General features: G+C 60.0%; 19 protein-coding genes and 1 pseudogene. 5 read left to right on the top strand and 15 right to left on the bottom strand.

Translation table 11 applies throughout. The annotated features are described in order from the left end of the window. Positions 1-147 precede the first annotated feature (147 nt). Both B3F77_RS03960 and B3F77_RS03955 read right to left on the bottom strand, forming a co-directional pair. Positions 148-1107 (bottom strand): TAXI family TRAP transporter solute-binding subunit, encoded by a 960-nt coding sequence (locus B3F77_RS03960; protein ID WP_414702954.1) that lies wholly within the window; start codon positions 1105-1107, stop codon positions 148-150. 384 nt (positions 1108-1491) lie between these two features. Further along, the gene (locus B3F77_RS03955) at positions 1492-2397 is read right to left on the bottom strand and encodes an AEC family transporter (RefSeq protein WP_293603699.1); all 906 of its coding nucleotides are present in this window, start codon (positions 2395-2397) and stop codon (positions 1492-1494) included. Between the two features lie 111 nt (positions 2398-2508). On the opposite strand from B3F77_RS03955, the gene B3F77_RS03950 reads away from it, so the two are divergent. Beyond that, a complete protein-coding gene (locus tag B3F77_RS03950) occupies positions 2509-3480 on the top strand; it encodes a tripartite tricarboxylate transporter substrate binding protein BugE (RefSeq protein ID WP_293603698.1) in 972 nt (323 codons plus the stop codon). 96 nt (positions 3481-3576) lie between these two features. Further along, positions 3577-4479: a site-specific tyrosine recombinase XerD gene (gene xerD, locus B3F77_RS03945; protein ID WP_293603697.1), complete on the top strand. Its 903-nt coding sequence runs from the start codon at positions 3577-3579 to the stop codon at positions 4477-4479. Positions 4480-4500: 21 nt separating this feature from the next. Here the strand turns inward: xerD and B3F77_RS03940 are convergent, their stop codons facing one another. Both B3F77_RS03940 and B3F77_RS03935 read right to left on the bottom strand, forming a co-directional pair. Then, positions 4501-5784, bottom strand: coding sequence for a class I SAM-dependent methyltransferase (locus tag B3F77_RS03940; RefSeq protein WP_293603696.1), 1284 nt, complete (start codon positions 5782-5784; stop codon positions 4501-4503). Between the two features lie 88 nt (positions 5785-5872). Further along, a complete protein-coding gene (locus B3F77_RS03935) occupies positions 5873-6694 on the bottom strand; it encodes a ferritin-like domain-containing protein (protein ID WP_293603695.1) in 822 nt (273 codons plus the stop codon). 85 nt (positions 6695-6779) lie between these two features. Here B3F77_RS03935 and B3F77_RS03930 point away from each other — a divergent pair, with 85 nt between their 5' ends. Together B3F77_RS03930 and B3F77_RS03925 are read left to right on the top strand one after the other, a co-directional pair. Next, entirely contained in the window at positions 6780-7304 is a 525-nt protein-coding gene (locus B3F77_RS03930) for a gamma carbonic anhydrase family protein (RefSeq protein WP_293603694.1), read from the top strand. Between the two features lie 51 nt (positions 7305-7355). After that, a complete protein-coding gene (locus B3F77_RS03925; protein ID WP_293603693.1) occupies positions 7356-8324 on the top strand; it encodes an Hsp33 family molecular chaperone HslO in 969 nt (322 codons plus the stop codon). Positions 8325-8395: 71 nt separating this feature from the next. Here B3F77_RS03925 and B3F77_RS03920 read toward each other — a convergent pair whose 3' ends face one another. The 5 genes from B3F77_RS03920 to B3F77_RS03900 all read right to left on the bottom strand — a co-directional run bounded on the left by B3F77_RS03920 (position 8396) and on the right by B3F77_RS03900 (position 13103). Continuing rightward, positions 8396-8671 carry a septum formation initiator family protein gene (locus tag B3F77_RS03920; protein ID WP_293603692.1) on the bottom strand — a complete coding sequence of 92 codons (276 nt, stop codon included), beginning with the start codon at positions 8669-8671 and terminating at the stop codon, positions 8396-8398. A gap of 34 nt (positions 8672-8705) precedes the next feature. Beyond that, positions 8706-9989 (bottom strand): phosphopyruvate hydratase, encoded by a 1284-nt coding sequence (gene eno, locus B3F77_RS03915; protein ID WP_293603691.1) that lies wholly within the window; start codon positions 9987-9989, stop codon positions 8706-8708. Between the two features lie 85 nt (positions 9990-10074). Beyond that, entirely contained in the window at positions 10075-10362 is a 288-nt protein-coding gene (locus B3F77_RS03910) for a DUF1330 domain-containing protein (protein WP_293603690.1), read from the bottom strand. 98 nt (positions 10363-10460) lie between these two features. After that, the gene (gene kdsA / locus B3F77_RS03905) at positions 10461-11318 is read right to left on the bottom strand and encodes a 3-deoxy-8-phosphooctulonate synthase (protein WP_293603689.1); all 858 of its coding nucleotides are present in this window, start codon (positions 11316-11318) and stop codon (positions 10461-10463) included. A gap of 84 nt (positions 11319-11402) precedes the next feature. Then, on the bottom strand, positions 11403-13103 hold the full coding sequence (locus tag B3F77_RS03900) for a CTP synthase (protein ID WP_293603688.1): 1701 nt from the start codon (positions 13101-13103) through the stop codon (positions 11403-11405). Between the two features lie 223 nt (positions 13104-13326). On the opposite strand from B3F77_RS03900, the pseudogene B3F77_RS03895 reads away from it, so the two are divergent. Continuing rightward, a pseudogene (locus tag B3F77_RS03895) lies at positions 13327-13548 on the top strand (type I restriction enzyme endonuclease domain-containing protein); the annotation flags it as partial. Between the two features lie 134 nt (positions 13549-13682). On the opposite strand, the gene B3F77_RS03890 reads toward B3F77_RS03895, so the two are convergent. The 6 genes from B3F77_RS03890 to B3F77_RS03865 all read right to left on the bottom strand — a co-directional run. Further along, the gene (locus tag B3F77_RS03890) at positions 13683-14687 is read right to left on the bottom strand and encodes a 2-hydroxyacid dehydrogenase (protein WP_293603687.1); all 1005 of its coding nucleotides are present in this window, start codon (positions 14685-14687) and stop codon (positions 13683-13685) included. Between the two features lie 3 nt (positions 14688-14690). After that, complete coding sequence (locus B3F77_RS03885) at positions 14691-15635, bottom strand: sugar kinase (RefSeq protein ID WP_293603686.1); 945 nt, start codon at positions 15633-15635, stop codon at positions 14691-14693. 13 nt (positions 15636-15648) lie between these two features. After that, the gene (locus tag B3F77_RS03880) at positions 15649-16479 is read right to left on the bottom strand and encodes a sugar phosphate isomerase/epimerase family protein (protein WP_293603685.1); all 831 of its coding nucleotides are present in this window, start codon (positions 16477-16479) and stop codon (positions 15649-15651) included. After that, positions 16469-17248 (bottom strand): amino acid ABC transporter ATP-binding protein, encoded by a 780-nt coding sequence (locus B3F77_RS03875; protein WP_293603684.1) that lies wholly within the window; start codon positions 17246-17248, stop codon positions 16469-16471. The genes B3F77_RS03880 and B3F77_RS03875 overlap by 11 nt, the downstream gene beginning before the upstream one ends. 30 nt (positions 17249-17278) lie before the next feature. Further along, on the bottom strand, positions 17279-18085 hold the full coding sequence (locus tag B3F77_RS03870; RefSeq protein ID WP_293603683.1) for a transporter substrate-binding domain-containing protein: 807 nt from the start codon (positions 18083-18085) through the stop codon (positions 17279-17281). A gap of 55 nt (positions 18086-18140) precedes the next feature. Then, positions 18141-18350, bottom strand: a 210-nt coding sequence (locus tag B3F77_RS03865) for a histidine kinase dimerization/phospho-acceptor domain-containing protein (protein WP_293603682.1), incomplete at its 5' end; no start/stop codon positions are given.

Here is an 18350-nt window from a genome sequence, read left to right as displayed (position 1 = left end):
AAACACAGTGCCAGGGCAATCAGCAGTTTCAGCGCGTTGCCGCCGAGGTGACGCTGGACGCCGTGTTCCTGGAATTCGACGTCCGGCTGCTGTCCGGGAGTATGGTGAAGAGGGTCGGTCATTGTGGTCACCTGGGCATTGCACTTGTTATTTGATCAGATTGATTTCACGGTAGTATTTTTCCGCACCAGGATGCAACGGGATCGGCATGCCCTTTAACGCATTCTCCTTTTTCATGCCCTTGGCGGCGGCGTGCGAGGCGGCCAGGTGATCAAGGTTTTCCCACATGCTTTTGGTCAGCTTGTAGACCGTGTCGGTTGACAAGCCTTCGTGCGTGACGAGGAAATTCTGGATCGCTACCGTCGGCACATCCTTGTCCTGTCCTTCATAGGTCCGGGCCGGGATGATGCCGGCCTGGTAGGCCGGGTCGCCGATTTTGGCGATGACGTCCGGCCCCACGGGGACCAGGACGATCTTTACCGAAGTGGATAAATCGCGCAGGGCGGCGACGCCCAGACCGGCCGAAATCAGGGTGGCATCAAGCTGACGGTTCTTCATCAATTCAACCGATTCGCCGAACGGCAGGTATTCGACCTTGCTCAGGTCCTTGTAGCTCAGCCCGGCGCCTTTGAGCACTGCGCGGGCATTGATTTCGGTGCCGGACTTCGGTGCGCCCACGGCCAGTCGCTTGCCCTTGAGGTCGGCGATCGTCTTGATGCCGGAATCGGCGCTGGCGACGATCTGGATGTAATTGGGGTAGATGGCTGCAATGCCACGCAACTTTTTCAGCGGCACCTTGAAGCCGGCTTCTTCGTCGCCTTTCCAGGCATCGGACAAGGCATCGCCCAGCGTAAAACCGATTTCGCCGCGACCCGCCTGCAACAGGTTCAGATTTTCAGCCGAAGCCTTGGTCGCCTGTACCGTCGCCTTGGCGGCTGGAATGGCCTTGCCGTAAATCTGTGACAATGCCACCCCCAGCGGGTAATACACCCCGCTGGTGCCGCCGGTCAGAACGTTGATGTACTGCTGCTGCGCTTGAGCGGGCGATGCCGTTATCACGATTGCGCCGGCAAGCGCCAGCAATCCACGAAAAAATCCGAATTTCATTGTCATCTCCTGTTGTTGGAATACTTGGAATCTAAGGTTGGCCTAGTTTAATTTTTCGATCGACTGATGGTACCAAGCTGCACCAGATATTGCGTGCCTATGGTGCCGCCGCAAGCAGAGGGTTTTCCCGTAAATGGGCGGTCAGGGTCGCAGGTGTGCAGAGATCAGAGTCATCTTCCGGGGTAGGTGCGGACCATCCGAGCGAGATGGTCAGGGAATATATGCTGATGGCTCCTTCTCAATGAGCCTCATTGATTTTCATTGATCTTCAATAATCATCAATGAAATTGGCCTGTAGCCCAATAAGGACGGGCATTAGCAGCTATTGAATTTATAGCATCTGAAAAATGGCGGATTATCCCCCTCCTGCAAGGCGCCGCCAAGCTACCGCAGCACGCCCAGCGCAAACGGCAAGCTCACGACCCCGAGCATCGTCGACAGAGTCACCAGGCCCGCGACATAGCCGCCGTTGTAACCCATGCGCGCCGCCAGCACATAGGCACTGGAGGCAGTGGGAAGCGCGGAAAACGCCAGCAGTATGGTGCTCTGCGTAGCGGACAGGCCAAATGTCTTGGCCAGGCCCATGGCCACGATGGGCAGAATCAAATGCCGAATCGACAGCACGGCGACCGCCAGGATTTTGGCCTGCGACAGATGGCCAAACTGCATGCCGGCGCCTGCCGCCATCAAACCAAGTGCCAGTGATGCTGCACCAATGCGCGTTAAGGTGGGTTCCAGCCAGAGCGGCAGGGTAAAGCCCAACAGGTTGACGGCCAGTCCGCTGGCGGTGGCCAGGATCAGCGGATTGCGCACCAACTCGCGCAGGAAGCCACGCTGTGCGTGCCTGACCATGGGCCACACCGCAGCCACGTTGAAGAGCGGCACGCAAACGCCAATCAACACCGCAAGCAACAGCAGACCCTGGCTGCCGGCCAGCCGGTCGGCCAGGGCCAAGCCAATGAAGGAATTGAAGCGGAAGGCCACCTGCGCGCTGGCCGCATGCCCGCGCCGGTCGATATGCCGGCCCAACCAGGGCAGGTATGGCAGGCTGTATGCCAGCCCTATTCCCGCCAGCCCCAGCAATAAGCCGGCACTGACGAAGCTGGATGCGGCCACCAGATCCAGCGGGCTTTTGACAATCGACTGAAACAGCAGCACCGGAAACAGAAAGTAATACACCAGACTTTCCACCTGTGCCCAGACCGTGCGGTTGAGTGCGGTATAGCGGCAGATCAGGTAACCGCAAACAATGAGGGAAAAGTCGGGGAAAAGAAGCTGCGCGTAATTCACCGGCCAAGAATAACCGCAAACTTTTCGGGTTTGCCCTTGCGCGCAATCCACAAGGTGCAGGAACATATCTTGCGTTTACCATTGCAGCTGTTTTTATCGAAGGATCTGAATATGCAACGTCGTTATCTTTTTATCCTGTCTGCGCTGGCGTTGACCGCCGCGGCAGGCTCTGCCTGGGCGCAGGCTTATCCCAATAAGGTTGTCAAGCTGCAAGTCCCGTTTGCGCCTGGCGGGACGACTGACATCGTGGCCCGTGTGATTGCCGATCCGCTGGGCAAGGTACTGGGCCAAAGCGTCATCGTTGAAAACAGGGCCGGCGGCGGCGGCGTGGTCGGTGCAGCTGACACTGCCCGGGCTGTGCCCGACGGCTATTCACTGGGCATGGCGACGGTGTCCACCACCGCGGCCAACCCGGCCATCAACCCCAAAATCCCGTACAACCCGCTGACGGACTTCACGCCCGTCATCAATATCGCTGCGACCCCCAACATCATTGCGGTGCACCCCAGTTTTCCGGCCAGGAACTACAAGGAGTTCGTGGCTGAACTCAAGAAGAACCCTGGCAAATATGCCTACGCATCGTCAGGCACCGGCGGCATTGGCCACCTGCAGATGGAGTTGTACAAAAGCCTCAGCGGCACGTTCATCACGCACATTCCCTACCGCGGCGCCGGCCCGGCACTGAACGACACGGTGGCCGGCCAGGTGCTCATTATGTTTGACAATCTGCCTTCCACGCTGCCTTTCATCCAGCAAAAGCGCCTGATCCCTATCGTGGTCGCCGCGCCTCAGCGCCTGGCCATGTTGCCCGATGTGCCGACCTTCAAGGAAGTGGGGCTGGAGCCTGTGAACCGCATGGCGTATTACGGCATTGTGGGCCCCAAGGGTTTGCCGAAAGTGGTCGTCGACAAGGTCAATGCCGGCGTGAAAAAGTCACTGGAAGATCCGGTGATCCGCAAGCGCATTGAAGACACCGGCTCGCTGGTCGTTGCCAACACGCCAGAGCAGTTTGCGGAGCAGATCAAGGCCGAGTACGCGGTTTACAAAAAGGTGGTTGAGTCAGCCAAGCTCAAGCTCGAGTAATTCATAGCGTCCACTTGATCAAACTTAAAGCCGTCTCCGCAGGACCTTGCATGCGGGAACGGCTTCTTTGCAAGTTTTTTTGTTATCGTCAACAACATGCAAGCAGAAAGCCAGTCGAGCATTGATGGGTTTGTCGACGCCTTGTGGCTGGAAGACGGGCTGTCCAAAAACACGCTGGCGGCTTACCGGCGCGACCTGTCGCTTTACGCGACCTGGCTGGGCGACCAGAGCCAAGGCGGCCGCAAGCTCGACGACACGCTCGAGAGTGATCTCAACAGTTATTTTTCCATCAGGCATGCCAGCACCAAGGCCACGTCGGCCAACCGGCGCTTGACGGTGTTCAAACGTTACTTTCGCTGGGCGCTGCGCGAGCGCTTTATTGCTGCAGATCCGACGCTGAAACTTCAATCCGCCAAACAGGCTTTGCGGGTGCCCAAGGTCATGAGCGAGGCGCAGGTGGAGTCTTTGCTGGCGGCCCCCTCCGTAGATACGGCGCTCGGGCAGCGCGACCGCGCCATGCTGGAAATGATATACGCCAGCGGCCTGCGCGTCAGTGAGCTGGTCGGGCTCAAGACTTTCCACGTGGGCTTGAATGAAGGCGTGCTGCGCATCATGGGCAAGGGCAGCAAGGAGCGGCTGGTGCCCTTTGGGCAGGTGGCGCGTGAATGGATCGTGCGTTATCTGGCCGAGGCGCGGCCCGTCATTCTGGGCGGCCAGCAGACCGAGGACCTGTTTGTCACCGGCCACGGCCATGGCATGAGCCGGGTGATGTTCTGGATGTTGGTCAAGAAGTACGCGCGTCTGGCTGGCATCACTTCTCCGCTGTCACCGCATACCTTGCGGCATGCGTTTGCCACCCATTTGCTGAACCACGGCGCCGATCTGCGCGCCGTGCAGATGCTGCTGGGGCATGCCGATATTTCCACCACCACGATTTACACCCATGTGGCCCGGGAACGTCTGAAGGCGCTGCATGCGCAGCACCATCCGCGGGGTTGATCTGCCCTGGAACTGCAACATTCAGCGGTACATATAGTCCCGGCTGAAGGGGTAGACCGACTGGGCGCCCCTGACCTGTGCGACCCGCGCGTCATGCACATCGCCCGAGGGCCGCGTGGCCAGCAACTGGTGCAGCGAGATCCAGCCCTGCTCAAAACTCATGGCGCTGCCGGCCAGATACAAGCGGTAGGCGCGCAGGGTTTTTTCGGCGCGCTCGGGGCCGTCGTCCGTGGTCAGCACCTGGCGCGCTTCATCCAGCCGCGATTCCAGCGCGTCTGACCAGTCCCAGAGCGTGCGGGCGTAGTGCGGACGCAGGTTCTCCGTGTCCACCATCTCCAGCCCGGCGCGGGCCAGGTGCTCCAGCACGGCGCTGACGTGCACCAGTTCGCCTCCAGGGAAAATGTATTTTTCAATGAAGTCGCCCATGCCGGCGCCGAGCTGCCGGTTTTCAAGCCCTCCAGCCGTGATGCCGTGGTTCAAGACCAAACCGCCGGGAGCCAGCAGGCGCATGATTTTCTCGAAGTAGGTGCTCATGTTCGTGTGCCCTACATGCTCAAACATGCCCACCGATGAGATCTTGTCGAAGGGGCGGTCCTCGGGCATGTCGCGGTAGTCGCGCAGTTCGATGCGCACGCGCTGCCCCAGGTCTTTCTGGTCAATCAGCTGTTGCACATGCGTATGCTGGTTTTTTGACAGCGTGATGCCGGTGGCATCCACGCCATAATGCTCGGCCGCCCACAGCAGCAGCGCGCCCCAGCCCGCCCCGATATCCAGAAAGCGCTCGCCGGGTTGCAGCATCAGCTTGCGGCAGATGTGGTCCAGCTTGGCTTCCTGGGCGCGCGCCAGCGTCATCGACGCATCGCTGAAGTCTCGGTAATAGGCGCAAGAATAAACCCGGCGCGGGTCCAGCCACAGCGCATAGAAGGCATCTGAAACGTCGTAGTGAAACTGCACCTGCGCGGCGTCTTTGGCTGGCGTGTGGGCTGCCATGGATTTGGCTAGATGCAGCCAGCCCGACCACCAGCCGCTATCGTTTTCCACCGGGTTGCCCGGCAGCAGCTTGGTCACCGCGCGCATGACATCGCGCATGGCGCCTTCAATCTGCAGTTTGCCCTCGACGTAGTCTTCGGCCAGACCGCCGATCTGGCCAGCCTTGAGGCGGGCGATGCTCGACCACTTGGAAAACGACAGCTTGACGAGGGCGTTGGCCGCACCCAGACGCTGGCCTTGCGGCAGTTGCAGGGCAACGTCCGCAGGCAGGCGCGGCATATGCGATGGAATGTCTGGAATCAGGTGCGGAATCATGCGCAACCTCCCTTAGGTACCTATCTTTTTTTTCTGCCTGTTCAGTCTAGCGCTCTTCAAATTTCTTCACTGTTACAAAATGTATCTATCAGGCGTTGGCACTCAACAAGGCCAACTCGGCTTCGTCAAACCCTGCATCACGGCGTGCAGCCAGATTTAACGGGCCTTTAAGACGGGGCGCGCCATACTGTTTTGCCAGCAAGGTATAAGTGACGAGCGGGTCCAGCCCGCGCAGGGCGCACAGATGGCGGTACCAGTGGTTGCCAGTGGCGACATGCCCGATTTCATCGCGCAAGATGATGTCCAGTATGTCCACCGCGCGCAAGGCCTCTAGCGTGCCGACCTTGCGCAGCTTGGCCTGCAGGGGCGGCGTGGCATCCAGTCCTCTCGCCTCCAGCGTGCGCGGCACCAGGGCCATGCGCGCCAGCACGTCGCCCTCGGTTTTCTGCGTCATGTCCCACAGGCCGGTGTGGGCGGGGAAGTCGCCATAGTCGTAGCCCATGGTTTGCAGGTGGGCGCAGAGCAGACTGAAGTGCTGGGCTTCTTCAGCGGCCACTTTCAGCCAGTCCAGGTAGTAGGCACGTGGCATGCCGGCAAAGCGCCAGACGGCATCCAGCGCCAGATTGATCGCATTGAACTCGATGTGGGTTAGCGCGTGGAGCAGCGCAGCCAGGCCTTCCGGGGTGAAGGGGGAGCGCTTGGGCACATCCAGGTGCGACCGCAACTCTGGCCGCGCGGGGCAGCCTGGCAGACCGGCTGGCGCTTTAAAATTAGCGTCAGTTGCTATCAAAAGGGTAGCTGATTTCTCCCGTAAACAAAGGGTTATAAGCACTTTTTGTTGTGAATCTGGCTCCAGCAATGCCTGCAGGGCAAGCTGGCGCAGTTCTGCGGGTGGGGGCGTGGCAGTCATGGCTGAATTGTCAACGATAGGGCCAGGCGGATCCGTACAATCCAGGATCATTCCAAGACCTGAGACGATTTAACCAAGGACAGCCATGGCTATTTACCAACTGGACGATTTGACCCCTGCCATCCATGACTCAGCCTGGGTGGCTGACAGCGCCCAGGTCATTGGCCGTGTGCGACTTGCTGAAGACTGCAGCGTCTGGTTCGGGGTGGTGATCCGGGGCGACACGGAAACCATTACCGTGGGCAAGGGCTCCAACATTCAAGATAACAGTGTTTTGCACGCCGACCCTGGCATGCCATTGAACATTGGTGAAAATGTCAACGTAGGCCATCAGGTCATGCTGCATGGCTGCACCATAGGCGACGGCTCACTGATCGGCATTCAGGCGGTGGTGCTCAATGGCGCCAAAATTGGTAAAAACTGTTTGGTCGGCGCGGGTTCGTTGGTGACCGAAGGTAAGGAGTTTCCTGATGGCTCCATGATCCTGGGAAGCCCGGCCAAAGCGGTCAGGCAACTCTCTGCCGAACAGATTACAGGTTTAAAAATGAGCACCCAGCGCTATATAGACAATGCTCGGCGCTACAAGGCCGGGTTCAAGAAGCTGGCCTGAACGGCTGGCTTTCGTTTTTCTGCCCCAGCCGCTTACTTTTTACTTTTCGCCATGTCCGAACTTCATAAATTCCTCTTTGACGGCCTGCCGGTGCGCGGCCTGCTCGTGCGCCTGACCGATGCCTGGCAGGAAATCCTCAAGCGCCGACAAACCGCAGGAGCTTATCCGGTCGAGGTCATGCACCTGCTTGGTGAAATGACGGCTGCTGCCGCCCTGATGCAGAGCAACATCAAGTTCAATGGAGCGCTGATTCTGCAAATTTTTGGCGATGGCCCTGTGAAGCTTGCCGTGGCGGAAGTGCAGCCCGACCTGAGCCTGCGCGCGACCGCGACCGTGACGGGTAGCGTCGATGCTGGCTGTTCGTTGAGTCAGCTGGTCAATGTGAACAACAAAGGGCGTTGCGCCATCACGCTGGACCCGAAAGACAAGTTTCCTGGGCAGCAGCCCTATCAGGGTGTGGTGCCACTGTTTGGTGACCAGCATGAAAAAATTGAAAACCTGAGCGAGGTGCTGGAGCACTACATGCTGCAAAGTGAGCAGCTCGACACCAAGCTGATTCTGGCCGCCGATGGGAATGTAGCGGCAGGCCTGCTGATTCAGCGGCTGCCTGTGAAAGGGCAGGGCAATCTGGAGGGCAGGATTGACCGGGACGCCAACGAAGACCAGATCGGCCTCAACGAAGATTACAAACGTATCGCCATGCTGGCAGGTACGCTCAAACGCGAAGAGCTTTTAAGCCTGGATGCGGACACGATTTTGCGCCGTCTGTTCTGGGAAGAGCCGATCACGCGGTTTGGTGCTATGACACCTAGCTTTGCCTGCAGCTGCTCGCGCGACCGCGTGGGCAACATGCTGCGCGGCCTGGGCGCGGCAGAGATTGAAAGCATCATTGCCGAGCGCGGCAAGGTAGAGGTCGGTTGCGAGTTTTGCGGCGCGCAGTACGATTTCGATCCAGTGGATGCGGCGCAGATTTTCACGAGCCAGAGCCGCCAGCAACCGCCCACTTCAACGCTGCAATAAAACGTGCAGTCATCGGCTTGGCTGCCGAGGTGCCGGGTACGGCGGGCTACTGAGCCCGCTCTGCAAACTGCTTATTTGCTGATCTGCACAAAGATTTCATTGGGCTTGACCATGCCCAGTTCACCCCGGGCTTTTTCTTCGACCATTTCCAGGCCTTCCTTGAGGTCCCTGACTTCGGCGGCCAACTGGTTGTTGCTGGCTTGGTCCTGCGCATTTTTTGCCAGTTGCTCATCCAGCCGTTGCTGCATCTCACGCACGCTGGGAAGGCTGCCCCGGCCAATCCAGAGCTGCGCATGGAATAGCACCAGCAGCGCAATCAGGACGGCAGGGATGAAACGGTTTCCCACGTGGTGGTCAAAGCGGCGTGGCTACCGGTTGTCGTTAGCGCAGGTTATAGAACGCTGCGCGACCGGGGTAAGACGCGACCTCACCCAGGTCTTCTTCAATGCGCAGCAACTGGTTGTACTTGGCCATGCGGTCAGAGCGGGAGAGCGAGCCGGTCTTGATCTGGCCTGCATTGGTACCTACCGCGATGTCGGCAATCGTGGAGTCTTCGGTTTCGCCCGAGCGGTGCGAGATCACGGCGGTGTAACCGGCTCGCTTGGCCATTTCAATGGCGGCAAAGGTTTCGGTCAAGGTTCCGATCTGGTTGATCTTGATCAGGATTGAGTTGGCAATGCCTTTGTCGATGCCTTCCTTGAGGATTTTGGTGTTGGTGACGAACAGGTCGTCGCCCACAATCTGCACCTTTTTGCCGAGGCGGTCGGTAAGCAGCTTCCAGCCATCCCAGTCACCTTCGGCCATGCCGTCCTCGATGCTGATAATGGGGTACTTGTCCACCCAGGTCGCCAGGATGTTGGTCCACTCTTCGGCAGACAAGCTCAGGCCTTCGCCGGCCAGCACATATTTGCCGTCTTTGTAAAACTCGGATGCTGCGCAATCCAGGCCCAGTGCAATCTGCTCGCCGGCCACAAAGCCGGCCTTGTCAATCGCTTCCAGGATCATTTGAATGGCTGCTTCGTGGCTGGGCAGGTTGGGGGCAAAGCCGCCTTCGTCACCCACGGCCACGCTCATGCCCTTGTCGTGCAGGATTTTCTTCAGGGCATGAAAGACTTCGGCACCGTAACGCAGGGCTTCGCGAAAGCTCGGCGCGCCCACCGGGATGATCATCAGTTCCTGCAAGTCTAGGTTGTTGTTGGCGTGTGCGCCGCCGTTGACCACGTTCATCATGGGCACGGGCATTTGCATGGCGCCGCTTCCTCCAAAGTAGCGGTACAGGGGCAGGCCAGCTTCTTCAGCCGCTGCGCGCGCCACGGCCATGCTGACGGCCAGCGTGGCGTTGGCGCCCAGGCGCGATTTATTGTCTGTGCCGTCCAGATCAATGAGAGTGCGGTCCAGAAAGGCTTGTTCGCTGGCGTCCAGGCCGAGCACCGCTTCAGAGATTTCGGTGTTGATGTGTTCAACGGCCTTGAGCACGCCTTTGCCGAGGTAACGCGATTTGTCGCCATCGCGCAATTCGATAGCTTCGCGCGAACCGGTGGAAGCGCCCGAGGGCACCGATGCCCGGCCCATGACACCGGACTCCAGCAGCACGTCGCATTCAACGGTAGGGTTGCCACGGCTGTCGAGAATTTCGCGGCCGACGATATCAACAATTGCGCTCATTTATGTTCTTTCAAATCAAAAATTTCAAACCTTGAACCTGCTTTAAATCTGTTTTCAAGCCTGTTCATGAACCTGTATGGAGGCCTCAAACGCCTTCAACCACGATCATTTTCATGATCGCCGCACCTTGCCGCGCAGCTCTGGCCTTGCCGTACTCGGGTGAAGCATCAAATGCCTTGGCCGCTTCAAACGTCGGAAACTTCAGAACGACCAGGCGCTCGGGTTGCCAGTCGCCTTCAAGCACTTCGGCCTTGCCGCCGCGCACACAGACCTCGGCGCCATGTGCCTGCATGGCTGCGCTGGACCATTTTTTGTAGTCCTCGTACTGCACCGGGTCGGTGACGGTCACGTTGGCGATGATGTAGCCGCTCATGGAGCCCCCACGCTTGTCGCTTCGCGTAATGCGCTGCCCCCCGAGGGGGCTGTGCTTGCTTGGGGCGGCCCGGCGCGGCGCACGGTCTGGCTCATGGTTCAGTCTCCAAAATGATCTTCGAGGTAACCTTTTTTTTTGGTCACGCGGTCCAGTTCGAGCAGCGTTTCCAGCAGGGCTTTCATGTGTTTGAGCGGAACGGCGTTGGGGCCGTCACTCATGGCTTTGGCAGGATCAGGGTGAGTTTCCATGAAGAGGCCGGCAATGCCGACGGCCACCGCAGCACGGGCCAACACCGGCACCATTTCACGCTGGCCACCACTGCTGGTGCCATTGCCGCCGGGCAGTTGCACGGAGTGCGTGGCGTCAAACACCACGGGTGCGTTGGTCTCGCGCATGATTGCCAAGCTGCGCATGTCGGACACCAGGTTGTTGTAGCCAAAACTGGCACCACGCTCGCAGGCCATGAAGTTGTCTTCGTTGAGGCCTTTTTCACGTGCCGCAGCCCGCGCTTTGTCGATGACATTTTTCATGTCACCCGGCGCCAGAAACTGGCCTTTTTTAATATTGACCGGTTTGCCGGATTGAGCAACGGCGCGGATAAAGTCGGTTTGACGGCATAAAAATGCGGGTGTTTGCAACACGTCCACCACGCTGGCCACCTGCGCAATCTGCGACTCGTCGTGAATGTCAGTCAGTACAGGCAAGTTCAACTCGCGCTTGACCTTGGCCAAAATCTCCAGCCCTTTTTCCATGCCAGGGCCACGAAAGGTGCTGCCCGACGAGCGGTTGGCCTTGTCAAAACTGCTCTTGAAGATAAACGGAATGCCAAGCGCTGAAGTGATCTCTTTCAGTGTGCCTGCCGTATCCATTTGCAACTGCTCAGATTCAATCACGCAGGGCCCGGCAATCAGGAAGAAGGGCTGGTTCAGGCCGATGTCAAATCCACACAGCTTCATACTGCCCCCACGCTTGTCACGTTGTGTACTGCGCTGCCCCCCAAGGGGGCTATCACGCCTTGGAGCGGTCCGGCGGCGCTCATGTCAGGCCACCACTTTCAAAGGTTTCGCGGCAGCCTTGTGATCCTCGCCTGCCTGACCTGCGCTAACGCGGTGCTCGATCGCCGCAGCGATGTAGGCATTGAACAGCGGATGGCCATCCCAGGGGGTGGATTTGAATTCAGGGTGAAATTGAACCCCCATGAACCAGGGGTGAACGTCCTGCGGCAACTCGACAATCTCGGTCAGGTGTTCGCGCTGCGTCAGCGCCGAGATGACCAGGCCTGATTTGCGCAAAACATCAAGGTAATTGACGTTGGCTTCATAGCGGTGGCGGTGGCGTTCGGTCACCACATCGCCGTAAATTTTGTGGGCGAGCGTACCTTTGGCGACATCGGAGCTCTGCGCGCCCAGCCGCATGGTGCCGCCCAGATCGGATTTGGCATCGCGCGTCTTGATGGTGCCGTCCGCGTCTTTCCACTCGGTGATGAGTGCAATGACCGGGTGGGGGCTGGCCGGGTCGAACTCGGTGCTGTTGGCGTCCTTGAGGCCCGCGACGTGGCGCGCAAACTCAATCGTGGCAACCTGCATGCCCAGGCAGATGCCGAGGTAGGGGATCTTGTGTTCACGGGCAAAGCGGGCAGCGCAGATTTTGCCCTCGACGCCGCGTATCCCAAAGCCACCAGGCACCAGAATGCCGTCAAACTGAGACAGGCGCGACACGTTTTCGGGCGTGATGGTCTCGGAGTCCACATACTCGATGACAACCTTGGCGTGGTTCTTCATGCCGGCATGACGCAAGGCTTCATTGAGGGACTTGTAGCTGTCGCTCAGGTCCACATACTTGCCAACCATGGCAATGCTGACCTCGGTCTTGGGGTGCTCGATCTCATAGACCAGGTCATCCCAGCGCTTGAGATTGGCTGGTGGTGTGTTCAGGCGCAGCTTGTCGCAGATCAGGCCGTCCAGTCCCTGTTCGTGCAGCATGCGGGGAACTTTGTAAATCGTGTCCACATCCCACATGGAAATGACGCCCCACTCGGGGACGTTGGAGAACAGCGAGATTTTGTCGCGCTCTTCCGCTGGAATAGGGCGGTCTGCGCGGCACAGCAATACATCGGCCTGAATGCCGATTTCACGCAACTGCTTGGCCGTGTGTTGTGTCGGTTTGGTTTTGAGCTCGCCCGCAGCTGCAATCCACGGTACATAGCTCAGGTGCACGAACGCGGTGTTGTTGGGGCCCATGCGCAGGCTCATCTGGCGCACGGCCTCAAGGAAGGGCAGGGATTCAATGTCGCCGACCGTGCCGCCGATTTCAACAATGGCCACATCCACGGCTTCAGGCGTTTCATAGCGCGCACCGCGCTTGATGAAGTCCTGGATTTCGTTGGTGACATGCGGGATCACCTGCACGGTTTTTCCCAGATAGTCGCCGCGGCGCTCTTTTTCGAGCACGCTTTGGTAAATCTGGCCGGTGGTGAAGTTGTTGGACTTGCGCATGCGCGTTTCGATGAAACGCTCGTAGTGGCCCAAATCCAGGTCGGTTTCCGCCCCATCGTCGGTAACAAATACCTCGCCGTGCTGGAAAGGCGACATGGTGCCCGGATCCACATTGATGTAGGGATCGAGCTTTATCAAAGTGACTTTGAGGCCTCGCGATTCAAGGAGCGCAGCTAAGGAGGCTGAGGCGATTCCCTTGCCCAGGGAAGACACCACACCGCCGGTGACGAAGACAAATTTGGTCATGTCAGTTACGAACCGCAAGTTCGCTGAGGTGGTAAACGGGAATTATACGGGTTGACTGCATGGCTATCGCCAGCCAGGTCACTAAGCCGGATATTTTTCCGCCGGGTCGCCCCCCCAAAAAAAATGGCTCCTGAGGGGGCCGCGCAGCACACGCAGTGACCAGCGTGGGGGCTCATCTCGGGTCGCGTTGTAATCTTGAATGAATGTGATCTGTCTTTGTGGCAACGCGCTGGCCAACAACGAATCGGCCATGCGCGAACTGACCAACGAAACCCTCAAGAAAATCGCCCATGAACTGACGGCAAACCTGCGCCAGAACCTGATCGTGGACGGGTCAGAACGCGAAAGCCTGCGCGCCAAACTGCGCCTGATGGCTGTGTGCATCTTGCGCAAGTACACATACCCGCCGGACAGCCGAAATGCTGTGGTGGAACTGGTGCTGTAGCAGACGCAGGCGATGGGCGAAGCCTGGGAAGAATGACTAACCGTTATTTAATGCTATATATTTTATAGCGGATTGCGCCCGTTGCGTAAGGGCTAGAGGTCGAAATGACTGATATTTCTAGCGCAACCGAGCAGCTAGACCGCCGCCGTATCAAACGCCGCCGCCGGCCGCTCGTCCGCCAAGGCCTGCAGCAAGTTGGTGGTAGCCAGCACCGCCATGGCATGACGCGTTTCAAACGTAGCTGAGCCGATATGCGGCAGCGCGGTGACTTTGGGGTGCGTGCGCAAGGGCGAGTCCATGGGCAGGGGCTCGGTGGCAAACACGTCCAGCCCGGCGGCGCGCAGGGTGCCATGGTCTAGCGCATGCAGCAGGGCGTCTTCCTGCACGATGGCGCCGCGGGCGCCGTTGATGAAAATGGCACCGGGTTTCATCAGGCCAAACTCGCGTGCGCCCATCAGGCCACGGGTTTCGTTCGACAAGGGCAGCACGGCGGCGACGATGTCGGCGCGTTTCAGTAACTCATCCAACGATGTGTGGGTGGCTTTGCCAACCAATTCAGGCAGTTCGTTCGCCAGATCCACCGGGCGGAGATTGTGGTACAGCACGGGCATGCCAAAGCCCAGGGCGGCACGCCGCGCCAGCGCCTGGCCGATGCGGCCAAAGCCTAAAATTCCCAGCGTTTTGCCATGCACGTCCCAGCCGAACAGTTCTTCGCCGATATTGCGCGTCCAGCGGCCTTCGCGCACCAGGTTGGCCAGCTCGACCAGACGGCGGTTCGTGGCCATGATGAGTGAAAAGAGGGTGTCTGCGGTGGTCTCGGTCAGTACACCGGGCGTGTGGCACAGCATGATGCCGCGGGCCGCCAGGGCGGGCAGGGCGTAGTTGTCGACGCCCACCGACACACTGGAGATGACCTTGAGCTGCGGTGCCTTGGCCAGCAGGGCTTCATTGATGGGGTAGCTGGAGCCGATCATGCCTTCGGCTGTGGCCAGTGCGACGTGAAAGGCGGGCAATTGCTCGGGCACGCGCGGGTTGGCCACTGTCACGTCGTGCTGCGCTTGCAGGCGACCCAGCTGGTCGGGCGGCAGTTCCCTGAAGACCAGGACCTTTTTTCGTGCTGTGTTTGTGTTGGCGCCCATCTTTTAAAGTCCTGCTTCGTTGAGCTCGGCGCGGGTGGGCAGGCCTTCGCTGTCGCCCAGCACCTGCACGGCGCGCGCGCCAATCCAGGCGCCGCGCTTCACGGCCTCGGGCACGCTCAGGCCATCGAGCAGCGCGCTGATCACGCCGACCGCAAAACCGTCGCCGGCGCCCACGGTGTCAATTACTTCGGCCACCGGAAAGCCCGGCACATGGCCCGCACCGGCTTCGCCGTCAAAGTAGGCGCCTTCGCTGCCCAGCTTGACGAAAACCAGTTTGGCACCGCGCTGGCGGTAAAAGCGGGCAATGCCTTCGGGCGTGGTTTCGCCGGTCAAAAATCGGCCTTCTTCCAGGCCGGGCAACACCCAGTCGGCGCGCGTGGCCAGGTCGTTGATGGACGCGCGCATCAACTCGGGCGTGGCCCACAGCGTGGGGCGCAGGTTGGGGTCAAACGAGACGCTGCGGCCGGCGGCGCGCATCAGGTCCATGGTTTTGCGGGCGGCCGGCAAAGTGGTGGCCGAGATGGCGGCAAACACGCCGGTGGCGTGGAGGTGCCGGGCTGAGAGCAGCCAGGCTTCGTCAATATCGCCCGCGTCCATGTGGCTGGCGGCTGAGCCCTTGCGGTGGTATTCCACCGGGGGGTCACTGCCGTCGGTGACGCGGCCCTTGAACTGGAAACCGGTTTTTTGCGAAGCGTCGCACACCACGCGCGAGCAGTCGATGCCTTCCTTGGCCATGGCGGCCAGCAAATAGCGGCCCATCGAATCGGTGCCCAGGCGGCTGGCCCAGCCCACCTTCAGGCCCAGGCGCGCCAGGCCAATGGCCACGTTGGTCTCGGCGCCTGCGGTGCGCTTGTGAAAAGCTTCGGCCTGCTCCAGCGGGCCGGGCCGGTCGGCGACCAGCAGCATCATGGCTTCGCCAAAAGTAATAACGTCCAGGGCGCTGGTCATGTAGGGCTCTCGTTTATGAAGGAATGCGGTTGCGGTTTGCCATGCTGGCGGCTACGGCGCGCAGCTGGTCAATTTCCTGGCGCGTCACTGCCAGCAGGTCATCACCCGCCAGCGGGTATTCAATGGCCCAGGGTACATCCGCCGGCAGGGCGCGCAGCACGGCACGCCAGGGTGCGCTGGACTCGGCCAGCGGCACGGCCACCCAGCGCTGCGGCTGACGCTGCACACCTTTGCAATGCACGTAACGTACCTGAGGCGCCAGCGCGGCGGCGGCCTGCAGCGGGCACTCACCGCTCCAGTGCCAGTTGCCCATGTCAAAGGTCATGCCCAGAAAAATCCCCTGGGCATTGACTGTGTGAAAAAAGTCCTGCAGCGCCGCCAGCGTGCCGGCAGCCGGGGTCTGGTCGTTCTCGATTAGCAGCTCGGTCTGGGCCGCCTGCAGGCGGTCTTGCAGCGCGGCCAGTGTGCTGTGGGAAGCCGGGCCAAAGCCGCCAACGGCCATTTTCAGCCTGGGAGCCGCCAAGATTTTGGCGGCAGCCAGGGCGCGTTCCAGCGCGGGAACATTCAGCGTGCCGTCTGCGGCCCAGAGGTCCTCGGCACTGGAATAGACCACGCTTTTGCCGGCCGCGCCCACGGCTTGGGCGATTGTCGGGAGTTCGCAAGCGGCATCGACCAGCAGTTCGCTGCGCACTTCAACGCCATCGGCGCCAGCGGCGTGGCTGAGCTGGGTAAACCATAGTTGCCCGTGGCGCCGCACTTCGGCTGCGCCAAAGGCAGACAGGGAAATCAGGATGGGGGGCACGGCGTGAATGCCGGTGGCGGGGCGGGAAACTTCAGTGCGCATGTTGCGAGTTCAGGATCTGCCCCAGGAAATTGCGGGTCTTCTCATTTTGCGGGTTGCTGAAGAACTGCTGCGGCGGTGCCTGTTCGATGATCATGCCGTCGGCCATGAAAATCACGCGGTCGGCCACGCTGCGGGCAAAGCCCATTTCATGCGTGACGCACAACATGGTCATGCCGTCGTCGGCCAGACTGATCATGGTGTCCAGCACTTCCTTGACCATTTCAGGGTCCAGCGCGGAAGTGGGTTCGTCAAACAGCATGATTTTTGGCGTCATGCACAAGGCGCGGGCAATCGCCACGCGCTGTTGCTGGCCACCCGAGAGCTGGCTCGGGTATTTGAGGGCCTGCTCGGGAATGCGCACGCGCGTGAGGAACTTCATCGCGACGGCTTCGGCTTCTGTCTTGCTCAGGCCGCGCGAGCGCATGGGCGCCAGCGTGCAGTTCTGCAAAATCGTCAGGTGCGGAAACAGGTTGAACTGCTGAAACACCATGCCCACCTCCTGGCGCACCGAATCCACATTGCGGCCACCGGCCGTCAGGTCGATACCGTCGACCACAATGCGGCCCTTTTGCACGGTCTCAAGCCGGTTGATGCAGCGGATCAACGTGGACTTGCCCGAGCCCGAAGGCCCGCAGACCACAATGCGTTCCCCGGCCCGCACGTCCAGGTTGATGTGGGTCAGCACCTGGAACTTGCCAAACCATTTGTCCACCGCTTCGATGCGGATGATGGGCTCGGCGCCGGCTGGCAATGCGCTTGAGGATTGCATGGTGTCTGTCATGAAGGCAAGGTTGTGGATTTATTGCATTTTCGGCAGGTCGGTCTCCAGCCACTTGCGGTACAGCTTGTTGAGCTCGCCGTTGGCTGTGTTGCGGGCAACGAAGTCATTAACGGTTTTCAGTATCTCGGGCTGGCCGGGGCGCATGGCCACCGCCATCACCTGCTGTCGCAGCAAAAACTTGTTCTCGTAGGTGTTGGCCGGTGCGCGCTTGTCGATTTGTGCAGCCACCGTGGTCGAGCAGCCGATGGCATCGACCTGGCCGGACATCAAGGCCTGCATCGCCGATGCGTCGTCGTCAAAGCGGCGGATTTCGGTGCCTTCAGGCGCAATGGCGGTCAGGGCCACGTCTTGTGTGCTGGCGCGGGCCACACCGATGCGTTTGCCTTTCAGGTCAGCCGGCGCCTTGATGCTGGCCTTCTTGTCGCCGTACAAAACAATGCTGGCAGCGGCATAAGGCTTGGAGAACTGCACCTGCTTGGCGCGCTCTGGCGTGATCGCCAGCGAAGCGACCAGCAGGTCAACCTTGTTGGTCAGCAGAAACGGAATGCGGTTGGGGCCGGTCACGGGCACCAGATTGACCTTGACGCCCAGGTCCTTGGCCATCAGGCGGGCCACATCGGCGTCGTAGCCGTCAGGCTGGTTGCTGCTGTTCATGGTGCCGTAAGGCGGAAAGTCGACCAGCATGCCGACGGTCAGCTCGCCTTTTTTCTTGATGCTGTCTACTGTCTGCGCGCTGGCGGCGGGAGCCCACGCAGACAGGGTGGCGGCCAGGCCCAGGGCCAGGGCGGTGCTTGTGAAAACGCGGCGTTGCAGATGCTTGATCATGGTTAATTCTCCGTGAGTTATGGTGAAAAATGACAGGGTGAAAAACTAAAGCGGCTCAGCGTGCAAGCGCCGCGGCGTGCCGGCGCTCCATGCGCGCGGCCAGTAAAGACAAAGGCCAGCACAGCACAAAGTAGATGGCAGCGACCACGCTGAAGACAATGAGCGGCTGGAAGGTGGCGTTGTTGATGATTTGCCCGGCGCGCGTGACTTCGGCAAAGCCGATGATGGCGTTGAGCGGCGTCCGCAGCTCGTGCGACATGTTCGC

The sequence above is a fragment of the Polaromonas sp. UBA4122 genome, from assembly GCA_002381615.1.
GTDB lineage: Bacteria > Pseudomonadota > Gammaproteobacteria > Burkholderiales > Burkholderiaceae_C > Polaromonas.
This window is presented reverse-complemented; position numbering and strand designations above follow the sequence as displayed.